At 57.6% G+C, this 21750-nt stretch carries 19 protein-coding genes and 1 tRNA gene; 17 read left to right on the forward strand and 3 right to left on the reverse strand.

Features of this window, described 5'->3' with window-relative positions:
- The first annotated feature begins 382 nt into the window (after positions 1-382).
- The 5 genes from HY868_25155 to HY868_25175 all read left to right on the forward strand — a co-directional run bounded on the left by HY868_25155 (position 383) and on the right by HY868_25175 (position 6294).
- Positions 383-877, forward strand: a complete 495-nt coding sequence (locus HY868_25155; protein MBI5305442.1) for an NUDIX domain-containing protein — start codon at positions 383-385, stop codon at positions 875-877.
- Entirely contained in the window at positions 877-2793 is a 1917-nt protein-coding gene (locus HY868_25160) for an endonuclease/exonuclease/phosphatase family protein (GenBank protein ID MBI5305443.1), read from the forward strand. Before HY868_25155 ends, HY868_25160 begins: the two co-directional genes overlap by 1 nt.
- A 333-nt stretch (positions 2794-3126) precedes the next feature.
- The gene (locus HY868_25165) at positions 3127-3780 is read left to right on the forward strand and encodes a nucleotidyl transferase AbiEii/AbiGii toxin family protein (GenBank protein MBI5305444.1); all 654 of its coding nucleotides are present in this window, start codon (positions 3127-3129) and stop codon (positions 3778-3780) included.
- A gap of 60 nt (positions 3781-3840) precedes the next feature.
- Positions 3841-4812: a MoxR family ATPase gene (locus HY868_25170; protein ID MBI5305445.1), complete on the forward strand. Its 972-nt coding sequence runs from the start codon at positions 3841-3843 to the stop codon at positions 4810-4812.
- Positions 4813-4902: 90 nt separating this feature from the next.
- A complete protein-coding gene (locus tag HY868_25175; GenBank protein MBI5305446.1) occupies positions 4903-6294 on the forward strand; it encodes a VWA domain-containing protein in 1392 nt (463 codons plus the stop codon).
- 36 nt (positions 6295-6330) lie between these two features.
- Here HY868_25175 and HY868_25180 read toward each other — a convergent pair whose 3' ends face one another.
- The gene (locus HY868_25180) at positions 6331-7407 is read right to left on the reverse strand and encodes a hypothetical protein (protein ID MBI5305447.1); all 1077 of its coding nucleotides are present in this window, start codon (positions 7405-7407) and stop codon (positions 6331-6333) included.
- A gap of 96 nt (positions 7408-7503) precedes the next feature.
- On the opposite strand from HY868_25180, the gene HY868_25185 reads away from it, so the two are divergent.
- The 4 genes from HY868_25185 to HY868_25200 all read left to right on the forward strand — a co-directional run bounded on the left by HY868_25185 (position 7504) and on the right by HY868_25200 (position 13377).
- On the forward strand, positions 7504-8739 hold the full coding sequence (locus HY868_25185; GenBank protein ID MBI5305448.1) for an aspartate aminotransferase family protein: 1236 nt from the start codon (positions 7504-7506) through the stop codon (positions 8737-8739).
- 16 nt (positions 8740-8755) lie between these two features.
- On the forward strand, positions 8756-9652 hold the full coding sequence (locus HY868_25190) for a hypothetical protein (protein ID MBI5305449.1): 897 nt from the start codon (positions 8756-8758) through the stop codon (positions 9650-9652).
- A 102-nt stretch (positions 9653-9754) separates the two neighbouring features.
- Positions 9755-12529, forward strand: coding sequence for a hypothetical protein (locus HY868_25195; GenBank protein ID MBI5305450.1), 2775 nt, complete (start codon positions 9755-9757; stop codon positions 12527-12529).
- Between the two features lie 77 nt (positions 12530-12606).
- Positions 12607-13377, forward strand: a complete 771-nt coding sequence (locus HY868_25200) for a DUF4058 family protein (GenBank protein MBI5305451.1) — start codon at positions 12607-12609, stop codon at positions 13375-13377.
- Positions 13378-13429: 52 nt separating this feature from the next.
- Here HY868_25200 and HY868_25205 read toward each other — a convergent pair whose 3' ends face one another.
- Positions 13430-13657: a hypothetical protein gene (locus HY868_25205; GenBank protein ID MBI5305452.1), complete on the reverse strand. Its 228-nt coding sequence runs from the start codon at positions 13655-13657 to the stop codon at positions 13430-13432.
- Positions 13658-13840: 183 nt separating this feature from the next.
- Between HY868_25205 and HY868_25210 the strand changes: the two genes are divergently transcribed.
- Positions 13841-14830: a hypothetical protein gene (locus HY868_25210; protein MBI5305453.1), complete on the forward strand. Its 990-nt coding sequence runs from the start codon at positions 13841-13843 to the stop codon at positions 14828-14830.
- 133 nt (positions 14831-14963) lie between these two features.
- On the opposite strand, the gene HY868_25215 is transcribed toward HY868_25210, so the two are convergent.
- Positions 14964-16226: a PD40 domain-containing protein gene (locus HY868_25215; protein ID MBI5305454.1), complete on the reverse strand. Its 1263-nt coding sequence runs from the start codon at positions 16224-16226 to the stop codon at positions 14964-14966.
- A 114-nt stretch (positions 16227-16340) separates the two neighbouring features.
- Here HY868_25215 and HY868_25220 point away from each other — a divergent pair, with 114 nt between their 5' ends.
- The 7 genes from HY868_25220 (at position 16341) to HY868_25250 (ending at position 21321) form a co-directional block, all read left to right on the forward strand.
- Positions 16341-16979, forward strand: a complete 639-nt coding sequence (locus tag HY868_25220; protein ID MBI5305455.1) for a CoA pyrophosphatase — start codon at positions 16341-16343, stop codon at positions 16977-16979.
- Positions 16980-17033: 54 nt separating this feature from the next.
- A complete protein-coding gene (locus tag HY868_25225; GenBank protein ID MBI5305456.1) occupies positions 17034-17255 on the forward strand; it encodes an aldo/keto reductase in 222 nt (73 codons plus the stop codon).
- A 113-nt stretch (positions 17256-17368) separates the two neighbouring features.
- A complete protein-coding gene (locus tag HY868_25230; protein MBI5305457.1) occupies positions 17369-18559 on the forward strand; it encodes a DUF3090 family protein in 1191 nt (396 codons plus the stop codon).
- A 5-nt stretch (positions 18560-18564) separates the two neighbouring features.
- Complete coding sequence (locus tag HY868_25235) at positions 18565-19293, forward strand: SCO1664 family protein (GenBank protein ID MBI5305458.1); 729 nt, start codon at positions 18565-18567, stop codon at positions 19291-19293.
- A gap of 17 nt (positions 19294-19310) precedes the next feature.
- Positions 19311-20117 (forward strand): class I SAM-dependent methyltransferase, encoded by an 807-nt coding sequence (locus HY868_25240; GenBank protein ID MBI5305459.1) that lies wholly within the window; start codon positions 19311-19313, stop codon positions 20115-20117.
- 40 nt (positions 20118-20157) lie between these two features.
- A tRNA-Glu gene (locus tag HY868_25245) sits at positions 20158-20230 on the forward strand.
- A 710-nt stretch (positions 20231-20940) separates the two neighbouring features.
- Positions 20941-21321: a DUF559 domain-containing protein gene (locus HY868_25250; protein ID MBI5305460.1), complete on the forward strand. Its 381-nt coding sequence runs from the start codon at positions 20941-20943 to the stop codon at positions 21319-21321.
- Positions 21322-21750 lie beyond the last annotated feature (429 nt).

The raw sequence follows: 21750 nt of genomic DNA on the forward strand, positions 1-21750 counted from the left end.
CTTTATCTGCGAAATGGTCGCGGGCAGACTCGCCAGCAATCATATCGTTTTTCAAGATGCCAGCGCGATCGTTTTTCTCAACAAATATCCTACGCTGTACGGATACACGATTGTTGCGCCGCGCCAACATCGCGAACACGTGACCGGCGATTTCACGATGCAAGAGTATCTCAACTTGCAACGCGTGGTGCATTGCGTCTCCGAAGCGGTGCGCGTCGAAACGAATGCTGAACGCATGTACCTCTTGTCGCTCGGCAGTCAGCAGGGCAATCGCCATGTGCATTGGCACGTCGCGCCGCTTCCGCCGGGCGTGCCGTACGACGAACAACAACTCCCTTCACTGGGCTGGCGCAATGGCTACCTCAACATACCCGATGCCGAAATGGTCGCGCTTGCGGCGCGCTTGCGCGAACGCATCCAAGGTTCATTGACGAGCGCGCTCCGTCCGCTCGCGTTGTGCATTCTGCGGCGCGGCGATGAGATTCTGGTTTTCGAAGCGACCGACCCGACCAAGCATCAAACGTTTTATCGCCCGCTCGGTGGTGGCATCGAATTTGGCGAACGCGGCGAAGTCGCCGTCGTGCGCGAACTGCGCGAAGAAATCGGCGCGGACATTACCCAGGTGAGTTATCGCGCGACGCTCGAAAATATCTTCGTTTATGATGGACAACGCGGGCATGAAGTCGTGTTGTTGTACGAAGCCGAATTTGCCGATCGTTCGTTGTACGCGTGCGAGCAATTCGACGTGATGGAAAACGGCGCGATTGCCGTCAAGGCGATGTGGAAATCTCTCCGGTTTTTTCGTGAGAGACGCGCGCCGCTTTATCCGGACGGATTGCTCGACCTGCTCTCAACTCATTCACCAAGGAAGCATTGATGCTCTTACGACTCTGGCACAAGGAAACATTTCTGGCGCTGGCATTGCCGGCATTGACGACCACCTTTGGCTTGCAACTGTTGCGCGTGTTGATGCCCTCCTTCTTGTGGTATCTGGGCGATTCGGTTGAGTTGTCGTATGTTCTGCTCGGTCTGCTCGCGCTGGCGGTTTTCGGCGCGTCATTTCTCGCCGGCGCGTTTCGTCGCCGATTGGGACACGCGCGTGCATTGATCGTCGCGACGAGCGGCGTCGGCATCGCGCGGCTTGCCGAACAACTATCCATCAACCCCGCGTCCGATTTGTTGTATGCTGTGGTGGGAACGATTCTGTTCATGTTTTTCTTTCCGGTGTATCTCGCCCAGATGCGCGCGGAAGGCGGCGACGCGATTCGCCGATTCGGTCGCGGCTTTTTGCTCGGCGTCGCGCTCGACACGACGATTCACGGCGCGCTCGGCACGCTCGATTTGAGTTGGCAAACGGACTGGGTCGCGTTGGTGTTCGTTGCGTTGCTCGTCGCCGCGCAGTGGGCGCTGTTGCGGCGTTTGCGCGCGGTGGGCGCGCCGGAAGATTACGCGAGCGCGTGGCGCGATGCGCCGCTCGTCGCGATCGGTCCATTCATTTTTGTTTCGCTCGTCATTTTGCAAAACCTCGCGCGCGTGACGACGCTGACCGGTTTTGCGCCGCCGATGGCGTTTGCGTTTCTCGTCGTCGCCAACGCGATCGGTCTCGCCGCCGCGCTCTTGCCCATCATCCCGGAACGCTCGACGATGTTCGCGGTGGTCGTGGCAACGGGCTTTGTCGCGATCCTGGCATCGCGCCCCGATCCGCAACCCGGTACGTCCGATTTGTTGTACTTGTTCGGCAACTTGCTTTTGTTTCCGCTCGTTACGTTGATCTTTGCCGGGTTGAGCGCGAAATCGTCGGTGGGCGAATTCACGCCGAGCGTCATCGCAAACGGGATCGGCTGGGTGATTTTTGTCGTGTTGATGTTCGCGTATTACATCAGTTATGAAATGCGCTTGCCGTTTCCGAATACCTGGCTGCCACCGTTCGCGGTGATGCTGGTCGGCGTCGGCGCGATTATCGCGATGCGGACGATGCCACTGTATCCCGCTGCTGAGAGTTGGACGTCGGCAACGATTGCGTTTGTGCTTGTGCTCGTGCCCATTGGGATGGCGATCGGTTGGCGCACGCCCGCGCCGGAAACTGGGAATGGATTTCCGGTGCGCGTGATGACGTACAACATTCACAATGGTTTCAACACGGACGGACGCTTGGACCTCGAATCCATCGCGCGGACGATTGAGCAAGGCAAGCCGGATGTCGTCGGCTTGCAAGAGATCGCGCGCGGCTGGGTCGTGGACAGTTCGGTGGACACACTTGCATGGTTGTCGCGACGTTTGAAGATGCCGTACATTTTCGCGCCAACGGCAGACCGCGTGTGGGGCAACGCGATTCTTTCGCGCTATCCGATCAAGGCGTGGGGAAGCGAACCATTGCCGCCGCGCGATTTACCACTCAAGCGCGGCGTGATGTGGGCGCGGATTGACGCGGGCAACGGCGACGAATTGTTGTTCATCGCGACGCATTATCATCATGTCGAAAAGGACACCGCGATTCGCCAACAACAATCGCCAGAAATTGTGCGCGTGTGGAATCAACGTCCGCGCGTTGTGATGGTCGGCGATTTGAACGCGCGACCCGAGTCAAAGGAAATCGCAATGTTGCGCGAGGCGGGGTTGAAGGACGCGTTCGCGGCGATTGGGAACGGCGATGGATTCACCTTTAATTCGGTCAAGCCGTACGAACGCATTGATTACATTTGGTTCTCACCCGACCTGAAGTTGAGCGATTTGATGATTCCGAAAAGTACGGCGTCGGATCACCTGGGCATCGCGGTGACGGTGGGCAAGTGAAAAGCCAGCGACTAAAAGTAAGAAGCAGAGCAAAAACCAACCCAATCCCGGGTACACTTGCGCCCGCGTTTCCAGAGTATCGCCTGCGCGATCTGGATGCGCGTCGAGATGCGACCATCATTATTGAACGCGCGTTGGAACACGGGACACGCCAGGAATTACAGTGGCTTTTTCAGTATTACTCGCCTGAACGTATCCAAAACTTTGTGCGCGAGGTCGGTGCGCGTCGTTTGTCGAAACGCGCGTTCAACTATTGGCGGCTGGTTTTGAACGTCCGTCGTTTCCGGCATGCGCCGTTTCAAGACCTACGCGCTGTGTTGTGGGGACGTTGAAATGTCAAAGCTCAAACGCCGTGTGTTGACGCCCACAGCCAAAGAATTGTTTGCCGTCTTGCGTGACTCTCCGCGGATCAAAGATTTTTTTCTCGCCGGCGGAACGGCGCTTGCGTTACAACTGGGACATCGCAGTTCGGTGGATTTTGATTTTTTCTCGCCGACCAACGCCGTTTTGGACGATTGGCGGCAGATTGTGATCACTGATCTGGAAGCAGAAGGAAAAGTGGAAATCCAAAGCCAGAATGATGGCACGTTGCTCTTGCGTTTTGAGAATGTGCCGATGAGTTTCTTCCGTTATCCATATCCGTTCATTGCGCCTCCGATTGTTGAGGGCAATGTGCGAATCGCTGCGATGCTTGACATCGGCTTGATGAAAATGGCGGCGATCATTGGGCGCGGGCGCAAGCGCGATTTTGTGGATTTGTTTTTCATCGCTCAACAAATCTCGTTGGATGAGTTATTCCAACATAGCGCGGAAAAGTTTCCGAACGTCCGGGATTTCGCGCTCCAAGCCGCGCGCGCATTGGTGTACTTTGCCGATGCGGAGGCAGACCCAATGCCGCGAATGTTTCAACCCGTTCAGTGGAATCGGGTGAAGAGATTTTTCGAGCGCGAGGTCGCGCGGATCAGTAAAGGGTGGGTCGGAATCTAAAGCGGTTTTTGTTACGAGTCTGCATGGCGCAATCGTGCGTAAAGATTGAAAAGGAGTTGCATGTTCAACAATATCAGTGAAGTTAAAACCGCGCTGGCGGGACAACAGTACATCGCGACGGATGAAATCGCGACCGTGATTTTTCTCGCGGAAAAATTGGGCAAGCCGGTGTTGGTCGAAGGTCCTGCCGGCGTGGGCAAGACCGAATTGGGCAAGGCGTGGGCGGCAATGGCGCAACGCGAACTGATTCGCTTGCAATGCTACGAAGGTCTCGACGAGACCAAGGCGCTGTACGAGTGGGAGTACGCCAAGCAGATGTTGTACACGCAACTCTTGCGCGACAAACTGCAAGATGTGTTGCGTGATACGCACACGTTAGCGCAAGCCGCCGACAAACTCGCGGCGGAAGAAGACGTGTTCTTTTCGACGCGTTTCTTGTTGCCGCGCCCACTCTTGCGCGCGATTCTCTCCGAGAAACCCGTGGCGTTGCTGATTGACGAAATTGATCGCGCCGACGCGGAATTTGAAGCGTTCTTGCTCGAAGTGTTGAGCGATTTCCAAATCAGCGTCCCAGAGTTGGGGACGCTCAAAGCCAAGCACATGCCGTTCGTCATTCTCACGAGCAACAATACGCGCGAACTGTCCGAGGCGCTCAAGCGTCGTTGTCTCTATCTCTTTGTGGACTATCCGACGAGCGAATCGGAATTGCGGATCGTCAAGCTCAAGGTGCCCGATCTCGCGCCGCAACTCGCGCAACAAGCGGTCGAGTTGGTGCAACGCTTACGGAAACTCGATCTCAAAAAACATCCGAGCGTGAGCGAGACGATTGACTGGGCGCGCGCGCTCGTCATGCTCAACTCGAAATCGCTCGATCCCAAAGTACTCGAAACGACGTTGAGCGTTCTGCTCAAGCACGAGCACGACATCCAACGCGCGCAGCGCATCGTCGGCGAGTTCAATGTGCGCGACGAAGACGACGACGAGGATCGCGGCGCGAGCGACGTGCGGCGGATTCGTCCGGCACGCAAATAATTTCAGATTTCAGATTTATGATTTCAGATTTGCCTCTCGGCGGATTTTGAAATCTAGAATCTGAAATTTGAAATCTGAAATGGTGGAAACGTGGATCAACGAATTGTAGAGTTCATCGCGGGCTTGCGCGCGGCGGGCGTGCGCGTGAGCATCGCGGAAAGCGCGGATGCGTTCCGCGCGATAGAACATCTCGGCATTCAAGAGCGCGACTTGTTTCGCTCGGCGTTGCGGACGACGCTCGTCAAGGATGCGTCCGACACGCCGGCGTTCGAACGCCTGTTCCCATTGTACTTTGGCAGCGGCGGTCCGCCGATGCTCGACCCCAACAAAGAGTTAGCGCCGGGCGATATGGAAAATTTGAAAGACGCGTTGCGCGATTTGCTTGGCGACAATGACAAGTTGCGTCAAATGATGCGCTATTTGCTCGAAGGGCAAAACCCGACGCGCGAAGAAATGGAGCGACTGGGCAATCAAGCCGGTGTGCCGCTCGCGCGCCATCCGTACCAACAACAATGGCTCACGCGGCGCATGTTGCGTCAACTCGGCATGGACGAAGAGTTCAAAGACTTGATGCGGCAGTTGATCGAGAAACTCGAAGCGATGGGGATGAGCCGCGAGACGATGCAGCGTCTCGGACAAATGGCGATGGAGAATCTCGAACGACTCGAAGAACAATTCGAGCAGTACGTCGGCGCGCAGATCGCGCAGAATGCGGCGAAGGAGCCACAGGAGCGGAAACCTTTTCGCGGTCCCGATCTGATGCAGAAACCGTTCGGCGCGTTGAGCGAACGCGAAATGGCGGAACTGCGTAACCAGGTGCGACGACTTGCCGCGCGCTTGCGCTCACGCGCGGCGTTGCGTCAACGGCGCGGCAAACGCGGCACGCTCGACGCCAAGCGCACGATTCGCGCGAACCTGCGCTATGCCAGCGTGCCAATCGAACTCAAGCACAAACGGCGTCATCTCAAACCCAGGTTGATTTTGATTTGCGACGTGTCCACCTCGGTGCGTCCCGTCGTCGAGTTTCTGCTCAAGTTGGTGTACGACTTGCAGGATCAAATCAGCAGCACGCGTAGTTTCGTGTTCATTGACGACATCGTAGACGTGAGCGCGGAATTCGCGCAACGGCGTCCCGAAACTGCGGTGCAACGCGTGCTCGACAATAACCCGCCCGGCTATTACAACACGAACCTGGGTTTTTCGCTCGTGCATTTCTGCAAGGAATTTCTCACGACGGTGGATCATCGCACGACGGTGATCGTGCTCGGCGACGGGCGCAACAACTATCTCAACCCGCGCCCCGACGCGTTGACCGAAATCAAAAAGCGCGCGCGCCGCGTGATCTGGTTCAACCCAGAACATCCGCGGCTGTGGGGCACGGGCGACAGCGACATGCACACGTACGCGCCGGTGTGCGATGCGGTGCACGAAGTGGGGAACCTCGCGCAACTTGCGGAGGCGATTGACCGGTTGTTCGCATAAAAAGTCGGGGCGACGCATGCGTCGCCCCCAATGGTTCTAGTTGCACACCGAGAACGGCTTTTCAAAAACCTTGCCGTCTGGCGAGGTAAAGAACACCGTCTTGTTTTCCTGATCGAAGAACGCGACGCGCGCAACAAAGGGATCGCATTGATTGCCGGTCGCGCCGAGTTTCCAATATCCGAGCGACTTGTGATCGGTCGCGGCGATAGGGATGCTCGTCGTCACCGCCGTCGTTTCGCTGTACGAGCGTGTGGGATTATCGCTCTTGTAGATGAACACGAGCCACTTGAAATTCTGCAACCTGCCCGTGATGTTCGCGAACGTCACCGTGAAACTCAGGTCGGTCTGGTGCGGCGCGGGGTCGGGCGAAATGTCCAGGTTCACGACGTACAAGCCGGGCGGAATCACGGGCGTCGGTGTGGGACCGACTGGCGTGCGCGTTGCGGTTGGCGGGAGCGGTGTTGGGATTTCGGATGCCGGGCAAACGCGCAATTCTTTTTCAAAGAGCTGTCCATCCGGTTTCATAAAGTTGACCGATTTATTGTCCTGGTCGAAAAAGCCCACGCGAATCACGAAATCTTCGCACGGACCGCCAACACCCAATTTCCACGAACCCAGACTTTTTTGTTCGCTCGCGCTGACGGGAATGCTCGTTTCGGTGCGCGTCGTTTCGGCGATGGATTTGGTACGGTTATCGCTCTTGAAAATGTACACGAGCCAGCGATAAGTCTGCGTCGCGTTCGTCGCGTTGACAAACGTCGCGTAAAAAGTCAGGTCTTCGCCGCGCGGCGCGGGGCTGGGTTGCACGCGCACATCCGAAACATACAAGCCGGGCGCAACGACGACGGTGCGCGTCGGCGCGGGTGCGTTCGTCGGCGCGACGGTTGGCGTCAGCGTGTTCGTCGGCGCGATGGTGGGTGTGTTCGTCGGCGCGGCGGTTGGGGTGACGGTGGGCAACAGCGTGGGTGATGCCGTCGGTACGTTGGTCGCCGTTGGCACGAGCGTGCGGAGCGGTCGCGTTGGCGGCGGCGGCACGGCTGTAGGTGCGGCTTCGCATCCAACGACGAACAGGGTGAGCGCGAGCATCATGAGACGCGCAATCAGTTTGAGCATGCTTTCTCCTTGATAGGTTTGTTTTGTATTTTAGTCGAATCGCAAATAGCGTCAAAGCGCGGCTAGCGCGCCAATTTCTAAACTCAGGAGTTGCGATTGTCTGCTTTAACCACTGAAACGATTTTGCGCGATTACGAAACGTACGTGTCATCTGGCAGGACGAATTTCTTTCGCTCGATTGGATTACCGCTCATTCCCGGCAAGCGCGAAGGTGTGCGAATGTACGACCGCGAGGGACACGCGTTCATCAATTGCCGTTCGAGCGGCGGCGTGTTCAACCTGGGTCATCGCCCGCGCGCGATCATTGATGCGCTGAAACTCGCGCTCGACGATCTCGACATCGGCGATCATTTGTTGTTGAGCGAATGGCGCGCGCGGCTCGCGAAAAAACTCGCCGCGCTCGCGCCGGGCGATTTACGTTACTCGACGTTTACGCCCGGCGGCGGCGAAGCGATTGACGTCGCGATCAAACTTGCGCGCGCGTACACCGGTCGCCCGGGCGTGATCTATGCGACCGAGGGTTATCACGGTCACACCGGCTTTGCGCTCTCCGCGACGACCGCGCAGTTCCAAGCCAAGTTCGGTCCGATGATGCCAGGTTTTCGATCCGTACCATTTGGCGATGGCGACGCGCTCGAACGCGCGGTGAACGAAACGACCGCCGCAGTCATCTTTGAAACGATCCCAGTCACTGGCGGCATTCTGATTCCGCCGCCCGATTATTATCCGCGTGCGCGCGCGTTGTGCGACAAGTTCGGCGCGCAGTTGATTCTCGACGAAGTGCAAGCCGGGCTGGGTCGCACCGGTAAATTGTGGGCGCTCTCCGAGTGGAATGTCGTTCCCGATTTTATGGTGCTCGGCAAAGGACTCTCCGCCGCGATCTATCCGATCAGCGCGGCGATGTATCGCCCACACATTGACGCGCATTTTGCCGACGAGCCGTTCTTTCACTTGTCGTCGTACGGCGGCGCGGAGCTGGGATGCGTCGCCGCGTCCACGATGCTCGATCAAATCACCGCGCCCGGTTTTCTCGATAACGTAAACGCGCGGGTGCAACAATTCGCGGACGGACTCGCGACGATGCAGGCGCGCTATCCCGCGCTCATCGCGGAGGTGCGCCAACGCGGCTTGATGATCGGCATCGAGTTGACCGATGCACTGCTCGGACCCGCGCTCACGCTCGCGCTCGCGCAACGCGGCGTACTCGCGAATTATGCCGGCGCGCGCGAAAGCACGCTCATCATCATGCCACCGCTCATCATCGGCGCAGAAGACACCGCGCTCGTGTTGCGCGCGCTCGACGATGCGTGCGCGAATCTCGCCGGCAAGTAATCGCGACGGGGGATGTGTGCGGACTCGAATCGTTCTCCGACTTGTCGCGGGGTTATCGCTAGGCGTTATGCTTGCGGCATGTCAAGCGATGCGTTGGCTGGACATACCGACCGTGACGCCGACACCATCGCCAACCCCGTTCGCAACCGAGACACCGGCGTGGATGAGTTCGCGCGGCGCGGTCGCGACGAGCGAACCGCTGCCATCGCCGACCGTCGCGGTGGTCAATCCCTTCGGCGCGATTACGTTCGCGCCGGGCGTGTTTGGCGATGCGCCCAATGTACGCGCGACTGAAACGTTCACGCAATTTTCCGAAGGCGTGACTATGGTGTACGCGCTCGCGCAAGTGGATCGCGCGTTCCCAGGATCGCGCTGGCGTAGCGTGTGGTACGTCAATGACAAGCCGCGCCCCGACCTCGCCGCGCGTGGCTGGGATATTGAACCCGGCTTGGCGTGGACGAATGTGTGGCAGGCGAATGGATTGGATGTCGGCAACTATGAAATCCATTTGCTCGTGGACGACCAGGTCGTTCAGAAAAATAGATTCACGATCAACCCGCGCGCACTGAACGCGCCAGGGTTTGGCGCGATTCGGTTCGCGGAGAATAGCCAAGACGACAAACCGGTCAACGCGCACCGTCCGACCGAGAATTTCAATCGGGGCATCAAAAGAGTGTGGGCGTTTTTCGATGTCGTGCGTATGTCCAAGGGTACCGCGTGGAAGTGGGAATGGTCTCGCAATGATACGCGTTTGGAAAATGTGGGCGGCGCGAAAATCTGGGATGCGGCGCAAAATGAAAAAGATTGGTGGCTGAGTCTGTTCAATGACAACCAGCTCGATCCTGGGACGTACACGCTCAAATTGTACATCGCCGATGCCTTGGCGCAGATTGGTACGTTCGTGGTGGACTAGGGGCAGGGCTTGTCCCTGCCCTTGTTGCGGGCGTTATGGTTCAGTGCGGGCGACCACGCGGGCGACTACAAGGGTCGCCCCTACTTTTTGACGAGGAATGAGATGTCCGGTTTCATTTTGTCTCTCGATGCGATTACGGCTGACGACGCGCCGCGCGTGGGCGGTAAAGCATGGCGGCTTGGCGAATTGATGCGCGTCGGTGTGCGCGTGCCGCCGGGTTTTGTCATCACGACCGACGCATACCGCGCGTTCATCGCGTCGAATGGCTTGCAGCGCGAAATCGAATCTCTCCTCGCGCGCCCGCGCTGGGATTCCCCCGAACTCAAATCAGAGATCACGCAATTCCAAACGCGCCTCCGCGCTCAACCCATACCTTCTGAGATTGCAGATGCGATTTCGAGCGCCATCGCGCTATTTGCCATCTGCCATCCGTCATCCGCTATCCGCCATTCGCCATTTGCCGTTCGCTCCTCCGCGCTTGCCGAAGATTCTGCCGTCGCGTCGTTCGCCGGACAACACGATACGTTGCTGAATCAACGCGCAGATCAAATTCTCGACGCGGTGAAAGCGTGTTGGGCATCGTTATGGAATGAACGCGCGCTCGCGTATCGCCATCGCGCGAACTTGTCCTGGTTCGACTCGGCAATGGGCGTCGTCGTGCAAATGCAAATTCCGTCCGAGGTAAGCGGAGTGATGTTCACGCTCGATCCGCTCACCGGGCGCGAAGACCGCATGACGATCGAATCGTCCTGGGGCTTGGGCGAGGCGATTGTATCGGGGCACGTGACCCCAGATCATTTCGTCGTCAACTGGAGCGACGAAATAATTCTCGTGCGCGACATCGCGGACAAGAGCGTAATGATCGTTCCTAGCAATGCCGGCACGCGCGACGCCTACGCGGAAACGCCGCGCGAGAAACGCAACGCGCCGTCCCTCGCGGACGCGCAGGCGCTCGCACTTGCCGACCTGGGAATGCGCGTGCAAACGCATTATGGCGCGCCGCAAGATATCGAGTGGGCGTGGTGGCAAGACGAGTTTTACATTTTGCAGGCGCGTCCGCTCACCGCGATCCATTTCACCGCCGAGTACGGGCAATGGACGAGCGCGAATTTCCGCGAGGTGATGCCTGGATTTGTGTCGCCGTTGTCCGCGTCGGTGTCGCTCCAGCACGATTACCCGCGCGCGCTCGCGGAATTTTTGCATACGATTCGGATGAGTCCGCGCGATGCCCCGGCGACGGAGGGACGCTTGATATTCGGGCGCGCATTCTGGCGGTTCGACATCGTGAAAGAATACGTCGCGCGTTTGCCTGGTTTCAACGAGCGCGCGTTCGACGAGACGGTCGGCATCACGCCGAGTTACGCCGGCGATGGACGCGTCACGCCGTTCAACCTCGCGACGATTGTGCGTGGCTTGCCCGTATTGATGAAATTGGACGAGCAGTACAAGAAATTTTGGAAAGAGGCACAACAATTCCAAAAGCAATTCGAAATAGAGGAACGCGAATTTATCGCGGTTGATCTCGCGCACATTTCGGATGAGATGCTGACCGCGTGGATTCAGAAGATGCTCGATCTCCACTGGCGCACACAACGCATTGCGATGATGATCACGTTTCTTTCGACGCAGGCGCAAGACGATCTGCGCGTGATGATTAATATTGTGAATCACGCGCGTCCGTCCCCGGTCGAGCCAATCGTGATGGCGAATTTGCTCGCCGGGCTAGGCAACGTCACCACCGCGCGTCCGATTGCGGAAATGGAGAATCTCGCGCACCTGGCGTGTGCGGATGCCCAGGTCGCGCAGACGATTTGCGAATCGAACATGGACGAGTTGCCGGCGCGTTTGCAATCGTTCGACGCTGGGCGCGCGTGGTGGACGGAATTCCAAGATTTCATCGCGCGGTTTCGTTTCCTCGCCGAGGTGGACGAGGATTTCGCGTTGCCGCGCTATGACGAGGATGCAACGATTCCGCTGCGCGTGTTGAAGCAGATGCTGACCCCCGCATCTTCCCTCCCCTGCGAAGCGGGGGAGGGGCAGGGTGGGGGTTTCTCCCTGCCCCACTTTGCATGGGAGGAAGAAGAGAAGCGCGCGAAGGAATTGCACGCGCAATTTGCGCGCGCCGTGTGGCGCAATCTGCCGAAATCGAAAACGCGCGTGCTCGATTTGCTTGCCGCGTTCACGTTTGACGAGCAACTCGCGACTGTGCGCCGCTACGCGTGGTGGCGCGAAGAGACGCGCGAACTCGTGGCGCGGGCGCATTACCTCGCGCGGCGATTCTTTCTAGAACTGGGCAAACGTTGGGCGGTGCGTGGATGGATCGCAGAAACAGATGATGTGTTTTTATTGACGCGCGAGCAGATTCTTGAAATGACCGCCGACGACCGCCGGCTGACCGCCGCAAAATCGCGCGCTCAGCCGTCGGCGGTCAGCGGTCATTTACATGATTCGATTGCGCGTTACAAACGATTGCGCGCCGCGTATCGCAATTTCGATGTGCCGTGGACGATCAATGTGCCGACGACCGCGCCAACGGCAACCACGGCGGCCGCGCAAACCTCGTTTGCCGGTGTGCCGTGCGGCGGCGGGCGCGTGTGCGGGCGTGCGCGCGTCATTCACGATCCGCGCGAAGGCAATCGTTTGCAGCGCGGCGAAATCCTGATCGCGCCGTACACGAATCCGAATTGGACGCCGTTGTTCGGTCTCGCGGCGGGGATCGTGATGGAAGAAGGCGGCTTGCTTTCGCACGGCGCGGTGATTGCGCGCGAGGTCGGCATTCCCGCGGTCTTGCAAATTAAATGCGCGACCCAGGTTTTTCGCGATGGGCAAATGTTGTGCGTGGATGGAACGCGGGGAATCGTTGAGGTAGTTGAGTGATTGTGGTGCGGGCGGGCTCGCGCCACGGTTGACAGCGGTATAGCCGAGGGTTATACTCTTGAGCAGAGGAGGCGCGTATGCCATCGCCATTTCCGGGAATGGATCCGTATCTCGAAGGTCAGCTTTGGCCCGATGTTCATCAGCGGCTCGCGACCAAAATCAGTCAATTGCTATCGCCGCGCTTAAAGCCGCGCTATGTCGCGCGCTTGAACATTGCGGTCTTGGGCGGTCAGCCCTCCGAAGATGAAATCAGCATCATGTATCCTGATATCGAAGTGGTGCGCGCGAGTCGCGCAGAAGCGTTGCCCGATCTTTTTGGCGGCGGCGCGTTTGCAACGCCGACGATGACACCGTCGCTGACGATTCCGTTCGTTCAAATGCGCGTTGCGTCGGTCGAGATCCGCGATGTCGCGGCGAATGAATTGATTACGGTCATTGAGATTCTTTCGCCGATCAACAAGCGCGAGCCAGGGTTGACGCAGTATGTGCAGAAACGCGACGCGCTATATCGCGCCGACGTTCATTTGCTTGAGGTTGATTTCTTGCGACGCGGTTCGCGTGCGATCACCGCCTCTCAGGTACGGAACGCGGCATATCTCGTCGCGTTGACCCGCGCGCAAACCAGCAAAATTTCGGCGTGGCCCCTTCGACTACGTGACACTTTACCGACGGTCCCCGTTCCCCTACGCGCGCCGGATGCGGATGTGCCGCTCGAATTATCTGCCGCGCTCACGGCGATTTACGACGAAGCCGCGTACGATCTCTCGATTGACTATCGCGAACCACCGCCACCGCCGCCGCTCTCCGACGAAGATGCCGCGTGGATCACGACATTTGCAAAACAATGAGCGACAAACGACCCGCAGGGCAAACCCTTCGGGTCGCGCTTTATTTCGAGTACTATCGCGTTTCGGATTCTTCGATCAATCGCTCCAACTCTTCGATGCGCGCGATGAGCGCGTTGCGTTGCGCGATTTGTTCAGATGTCGCGTTGCGGGGGAACGCGTCGGGTTGCGCGAACGGGTGCGGATTCGGCGGAAACAATTTCAATTTCTCTGCTTTGAGTCGCGCGAGTTCTTCTTTTGCCTCACGCAATCGTTCTGTTGCTATCGGTTTTAGACTTGCCATCGTTTTCACCTCGCTGTGATTGTAGCGCGGACGCGGGCGCGCGTCAATGTGCATTTGCTATTGTGCTCACTTCAACATATACTTGCGGTTAAATTTTTGTGGCACGCCGGGCAAAGTTGCATCCTCAGATATTTTTGTATTTGAATCGGTTGCGCGAGGAACCGGCGCAGCGAAAAGGAAAATATGGATCAAGACCAAGTGTTAGCCAGTCTGCCACCCGCCGTGCGCGCGGCAATCGAGGCGCGTGATCAGCTAGCATTTCAAACTGCGATGGAAGCATTGCCGCCGGAACAACTGAATGCCGTCGTCGGGCAATTGCGCGCGGCGGGTATCATCGGCGGTGCGGGGATCGAAGCGGCGCAAATTTTGCAACAGTTCGATCCGCTTCTGCGCGATATTGCTGCGGTCGCGCGCGGCGAGCCGAACGCGCCACGCGCCGAAATCGAAAAATTCTTGCAAGACCTCGATGCAAAGGGCTGGCGCCTGTTCGCGCCGGTTCAGCGCATCTGGAATGGTGAAGGGGATGTCAACTCATTGGCGGCAGGACTCGATGAGATGCACGCTGTTCTCATCGAACGTATCCTCGAACTGATCGAATCGCCGGACGCGGAACTGGAATCGGCAGAGCCACCCAGCCCGGAAGAACAACACAAAATGGCGCAAGCGATGCAAGCCATCGCGGCATTGCCGGAATCGTTACGCGTCCCGTTAATGGCTGGCGACATGAACGCGTTTATGAAAGCGATCGCACAACTGCCACCGGAGCAACAGGAAAAAATCGCGCAACAACTCGCGCAAGCCGGCGTTCTCGGTGATGACGATGAGGACGCCGCGCCGCTCGATCCGAAAGAGGTGATCAATTCGCTTCCATTCGATGTGCGAATGGCGGTTGAGGCGCACGATACAAATGGACTACGCGCGGCGCTCGCCAAATTGCCGCCCGCGCAAGCGCAAGACGTGGTGCAGCGGCTGACGCAAGCCGGCATCATCGGCGCGCCGCCGAAGCAAGAGCGACTCAATCCGAAGACGGTCCTCAATTCGCTCCCGTTCGACGTGCGGATGGCGGTTGAAGCGCGCGATATGCCGGGTGTGCAAGCCGCGCTCAGGATGTTGCCGCCCGCGCAAGCGCAAGAGATCGTTCGCAAATTGCGCGCGGCGGGATTGATGGGGTGATGCGACCCCCTCCCGACCCTCCCTCGTACGCCAAGGTCGGGCGAACAGGGAAGGGAGTGTGCGCGAGTTCCCTCCCCTGTTCGGCGCAGTTTGCCGAATGGGGGAGGGTCGGGGTGGGGGTATTCACTCCTGCTCAAGGACAGTTAAAGTACTCGAACGACTTGCAATTGATGGGCGCGTCCATCACTTTCCACGGATAAAATCGCTGATCGTAAACCTGGATTTTTCCGAGCGTAGATACCGGCACGCGCCGTTTTCCGTTGACCTCGAGCGCATATGCGGCGTTGCCGGATTCAGTCGAAATCGCGATGACCCATTGTCCATCCACCGACCAGAATCGCGGAATATCGGTCGCGGATGTGCGCGTCTGTTCGAGTGGACTGCTTGGCAAACTCTGGGGCGCTTGACCGTCGGACGCGTTGCGTAGAACCAGACCACTCTGCTCGACGAGTTCGCGCGCGAGAATCTTTTTTCCATCCGGCGACCATAGGGCTTCGAACGGTCCCCACGAACTACAACCGGCTTTGAATGTGTCACACATCACCATGTGAATGTCCGTGATGTTGCTTCCATCCGCATTCACGGTGCGTAACACCCGTCTGTAAAAATTCCCCTGCTGCGGCGCGGAGGACGAGACCAACAGTTTCTTTCCATCGGGTGACCACGCCGCCGAGGCGACCCCTGGTTGTCCGTACACCAAAAATGTTGCATTCGTCGCGGCATCAATCACGTTCACTCCATCCGAGCCGCTAAACCCTGGAAATAAATCGAGCCGCTTTAGTGGAGCGGGGGTTTGCGTGGACGGTTGCAGGGTTGGTCCCGGTGTTGGCGCAACCTGGGTCGGTTGTGCCGGCGCAACCTGGGTTGATTGCGTCGGCGTAACGGCAACGGGCGCGGTTGGCGCAAACACGGTCGGCGATGGCGAGACCGCGATGAAAGTTGGTTGCGGTGCGAGCGTTGGAAGTGGGCTAGGCAGGGTCGGCGCGAGGCGAGTTGGCGTCGGTGCGTTGAACATCGCGAGATTGACGAGTCCCTGTCTCGACGCGAACAGCAGCCCACCGACTGCGACCAACCCGCACAGCAACGCGATACAGGTGATTATCAAAAGCGGATATATACGACGTCGAGGTGATTTAGCGACTGACGTTTCTGGGCTAGGTTGTTTGATCGCGCTTGAACCGGAGGCGGGCAGTTGCGCTTCGACCCAGGTCGTACCGTCATGGACGTACCACTTGCCGCTGTCGGGTCCGAGCATCCAATAGCGTTTTTGCGCGTCTTGGATTAGCAGCTCTTTGACCGCGGCATCGAATTGTTCCTGCGTGATGCGCCCGGTCGCAAGTTGTCCTTTCAAACGAAAATATTCGTCTTCGGCGCGCTGAAATGGATTTACACTCATGGTTCACTCGCTGGCGGGCATGGGTGGTGCTGTTTTCAATCGCATTCTAATCTGTAACCGGAACAACGTCAAGACCCGCTTGACCACTCTTCTCGTTTGGAATAAAATGCGCCCGTGACTTTGAACGATGTGCGGCGCGCGCTCGCACTTGCCCGACCGGGACGCCGCGCCCAAGTACGCTTGTCGCCGCGCCCGCGGGTAGGCGACCGCTTCCCGCTTCCGCCGGAAATCAAACCGAAAGAGGCGGGCGTTTTGATTCTGCTCTTTCCGCATAATGACGATTTGCATTTCTTCTTGACGCGACGCACCAACACGGTCGAAACTCACAAAGGACAAATCGCGTTGCCCGGCGGCGCGCAAGAACCGGGCGAGACGCTCGAACAAACGGCGGTGCGCGAAACATCCGAGGAACTTGGCATCGCGTTCGCTCACATCGAGATTCTGGGCGGCGCGCTAACGCCGTTGTGGGTGCCGATCAGCGGATTTCGCATCACGCCGTTTGTCGCGTTCACGCCGGCGCGACCCGACGTGTCTGCATCGCAACACGAAGTCGTCGAAGTGATTGATACGCCGCTCGAATTGATCGTGGACGCGCAGAACATTGTCGAGGAGCCATGGACGATTCGGGACATCGAGGTTACGGTGCCGTTCTTTCTGATCAACGGACACAAGGTCTGGGGCGCGACCGCGATGATGTTGAGCGAGTTTGGCGAGATGCTTAGAGAAGCCGGAAGGATGAAGGATGAAGGATGAATTCATCCTTCACCCCTCATTCGGATGGCGCGCTTTATCAACGACGATCGCAATATGCAACTGCTCGATGCGATGGACCAACTCGCGAGAAAGCATGGCAAGAATCTCGCGCAGATCGCGATTGCCTGGATTCTGGCGAATCCGACCGTGACGAGTCCGATCATCGGTGCGAACACGACCACCCAACTGCGCGATTCACTTGGCGCGGTCGGTTGGCGCTTGAGTGCGGACGACAAGAAAACGCTCGACGATTTGACCGCGTGGCAAGTGCAGTGATATAGGTTGGATGTTGAAAGTTAGAAGATAGAAGTTAGAAATTGGAAATTGGATTGTTCCAACCTCTCGTCTCCAACTTCCAACTTCCAATTTCCAACATCCAAATTCCAGACATGACCATACTACTATTGATTCGGCACGCAAGCAACGACTATGTGAAAGATGGCAGACTCGCCGGTTTGACGCCTGGTGTGCATCTCAACGCGCAAGGACAGCGCGAGGCGGACGATCTCGCGCGGCGCGTCAATCACATTCCGATCAACGCGATCTACTCCAGCCCGCTCGAACGCGCGCGCGATACCGCGAATGCGGTCGCGGCGTGCCAGCATCTTCACGCGCAGATTCGCGATGAACTCGGCGAAGTGAATATCGGCGATTGGACCGGCAAGACGATCAAGGAACTCCAAGACACGGAATTGTGGAAGCAGATTCAATCCGTGCCGGCGACGTTTCAATTTCCTAACGGCGAGCGGATGGTAGATATGCAAACGCGCATGGTCGCGGCGATAGATCGCATTGTCGCCGCGCATCCGCGCGAAATCGTCGCGGTCGTTTCGCACGCCGATCCGATCAAAGCCGCGCTCGCGCACTATTTGAAAATGAATCTGAATGATTTTCAGCGTCTCGTGATTTCGCCGGCATCGGTGACGGTGTTATTTTTCGGCGAGAACGGCGCGACGCTATTCCGCATGAACGATAGCACGAAACTGCCGGCATTCAAACCTGAACCGGCGAAAAAGGATGAATCCAAAGATGAGCGAAAGGAAAAAAAGATGGCGGAGCCAAACATCCTCTATGATTTGAACCCAGTAACGCATATCACAGCGGGTGTGATTGGCAAGCCCGGCAAGCGCACATTTTATTTGCAAGGTCGGCAAGCGGCGACGATTGTTACGCTGGTCGCGGAAAAGGAACAACTTGCCGCGTTATCGCGCGGCATTGACGAATTGCTCGAACGATTGGAAGCCGGCACGAAATCGGTCGAGGTGACCGCATTGCAGATGGAACTGTCGCAACCGATGGAGCCGTTGTTTCGCATCGGTCAGCTGGGTCTGGGTTACGACGCGGAAAATAATTTGTTGGTGTTGCTCGCGTACGAATTGCCCGAAGAAGAAAATTCCGAAACGGTTAACGTGGTGCGGTTCTGGGCGACGCGCGAACAGATGCGCGCGCTCGCGCGGCACGCCGCCGGCATCGTCGCGGGCGGGCGTCCGATTTGTGTCTTGTGCGGCAGACCGATTGATCCCGAAGGGCATTTTTGTCCCAAGCGCAACGGTCACGGCGAAAAGGCAACGCTTACCTAGAACACATGGGCACGATGAACGCGAACGACGCGACCCGCGAACTACTTGCGCGCGGCAAGATCGAACTCGACGGCTTGGTGCCGTGGGGTTCCAACTATACGTTTCTCGCGACGATTCACGCGGGGGCGCGCGAACTCAACGTGATCTACAAACCATGCAATGGCGAACGCCCACTCTGGGATTTTCCGACCGGCTCGTTGGCGAATCGCGAGTACGCCGCGTATCTGGTCAGCCAGGCGCTTGGCTGGCCCAATGTGCCGCCGACCGTTTTGCGTGATGGACCGCACGGGTTCGGGATGGTGCAGATGTTCATCCCGTTTGTGGACGGTCAACAATTTTTCACTTTGCGGCAAGCGCATCGCGAGGAAATGAAACGCATCGCCGCGTTCGACGCGATTGTGAACAACACTGACCGCAAAGGTGGTCACGTGTTGCTTGGCGAAGATGACAAGATTTGGTGTATTGATCACGGTGTCACGTTTCACGAATATCCCAAACTCCGTACAGTGATCTGGGATTTCGTGGATCAACCGGTGCCGGCAGCCGCGCTCGACGATCTACGCACGTTGCTCTCGCGTCTCGCGCGCGGCGAGCCATTGACGAATGCGTTAAGCGAATTGCTTTCCAATCGCGAAATGCGCGCGTTGCGTCAACGCATTACTGAGTTGATCGAAAAGGGTATCTATCCTCAACCGCCCGAAGATTGGCCCGCCGTACCATGGCCGCCGGTTTAGAAATCGGGAATTAGAACATGACAACCAACCTTGTTGCCAACGTCGAACGTTTTAATGGTTTCGCCGATACGTACGACAAATATCGTCCACAACCGCCCGCGATCCTGCTCGATATTCTGACACAGCTCGCACAGGTCGAACGACCGCGCCTAGTCGTGGATTTGGGGAGCGGTACCGGGCTTTCGACGCGCGTGTGGGTTGATCGCGCGGAGCAGATAATCGGCGTCGAGCCGAGCGACGATATGCGTCGCCAATCTAAAGCGCGCGCGACGGGATTGGCAAACGTACGTTTTCAGCGCGGTTATTCGCACGAGACCGGTTTGCCGGACGCGTGCGCGGAGATTGCGACCGCGTCGCAATCCCTCCACTGGATGGATCCGCCGACGACATTCACAGAAATCGCACGCATTCTGCGACCGGGCGGTGTGTTCGCCGCGTACGATGCCGATTGGCCCCCCACGTTGAATTGGAAGGCGGAAAAATTGTACGACGAGTTTGACACGCGCGCGGAAGAAATCGGCGCGGCACGCGGATTTTATCGCGGCGTCAAGCAGTGGAATAAATCGGAGCATCTCGCTCGGATGCAAGCTAGTGACAAGTTTCGATTCGTCAAAGAACTGGTCGTGCATCACATCGAGCTGGGGAATGCCGAGCGACTGGTCGGACTCGCGTTGAGTCAGGGCGGAGTGGCGACCTTGCTCAAGCGCGGGATGACGGAAGCGGAAATCGGCGTGCCGGAATTTCGTGCGCGTGCACAAGAATTATTGGGCGATGCGCCATCGCCGTGGTATTTCAGTTATCGCGTGCGCGTGGGCATCATTTGACAAATCATACGCAATGCGTAAAATGCGTTTCGCAATCAATGCCCCCATCGTCTAGGGGACTAGGACGTGGCCCTTTCAAGGCCAAGACTGGAGTTCGAATCTCCATGGGGGCACTACAAACTGACTTGAGGAATCGAGTCAGTTTTTGTTTTATCGCGTCGCGGAGTATAATTCAAACACAGACACGAATTTGTCTGCGCTTGATGCAAGCCATACGGTGCGTGAACCACCGGCGGCGATGTTGGGTGCGTGTGCTCGCCCGCTCTGGTCATATACCAGGGCGAGCGTTTGTATTCCCAAGTTGATACAATTACAGGAATTTGCAATGCCTTCTCGCCCACCTATTTAGCAGATGGGAACACGAGCGGAAAGTGGATGTGCTCCGCAAAGTCGTCGGTGATTTCAGTGGCTGAGACAAGTACGCGGTCAAGTACGACAAGGCATTTGACAAGTTGCTGAAGGGATTGCAGGCAGGATAATTATCGCGTTCGTCGTCCAGCAGTATGAACGTCTGCGCGCAACAACGGGAAGCGGAACGGCAGGCGGAGCATTTGTTTCAGACGCTGTTGCACAGGGTGTTTGCGACCTAACCCCCGTCCCCTTCCCTGGAAGGGAAGGGGAGAGTTACTCCCTCTCCTAAAAGGAGAGGGTCGGGGAGGTCGGTCTGCGCGCACAACAACGGGAAGCGGAACGGCAGGCGGAGCATTTGTTTCAAACGCTGTTGCACAGGGTGTTTGCGACCTAACCCCCGTCCCCTTCCCTTCGAGGGAAGGGGTGACGTACGCTCCCTCTCCTTTAAGGAGAGGGTAGGGGAGAGGTAGATATGCCAATCAAAGGAATCGTCACCAACCAGATAATCGGCGAGACGATGTACGATACCGCACGACGACTTCGCCGCGAAATGACAGATGCAGAAAAAATCCTGTGGCAAAATCTGCGCGCCAATCGTTTGAACGGTTTTCATTTTCGCCGCCAACAAATCGTCGGCAAGTACATCGTGGATTTTTATTGTCACGCGGCAAGTCTCGTTGTTGAAGTAGATGGCAAAATTCACGCGCAACAAATTGAGCGTGATGCGGAACGCGAAAGCGAATTAAAAGCGCGTGGGTTATTCATATTGCGTTTCAAGAATGAGGAAATCGAGTACAACTTACGGAATGTGCTTGAGCAAATCACTGAAACTTGTCGCACGAGGATAACCTAACCCCCAGCCCCTTCCCTGGAAGGGAATGGGTGACGTACGCTCCCTCTCCTTTTAGGAGAGGGTAGGGGAGAGGTCGTTCTCCCTCTCCTTTAAGGAGAGGGTTGGGGAGAGGTCGGTCTGCGCGCGCAACAACGGGAAGCGGAACGGCAGGCGGAGCATTTGTTTCAAACGTTGTTGCACAGGGCGTTTGCGACCTAACCCCCGTCCCCTTCCCTTCGAGGGAAGGGGTGACGTACGCTCCCTCTCCTTTAAGGAGAGGGTTGGGGAGAGGTCGGTCTCCCTCTCCTTTTAGGGGAGGGTTGGGGAGAGGTCGGTCTGCGCGCGCAACAACGGGAAGCGGAACGGCAGGCGGAGCATTTGTTTCAAACGCTGTTGCACAGGGTGTTTGCGACCTAACCCCCGTCCCCTTCCCTTCGAGGGAAGGGGAGA

The sequence above is a fragment of the Chloroflexota bacterium genome (assembly GCA_016219275.1).
Classification (GTDB): Bacteria; Chloroflexota; Anaerolineae; order UBA4142; family UBA4142; genus JACRBM01.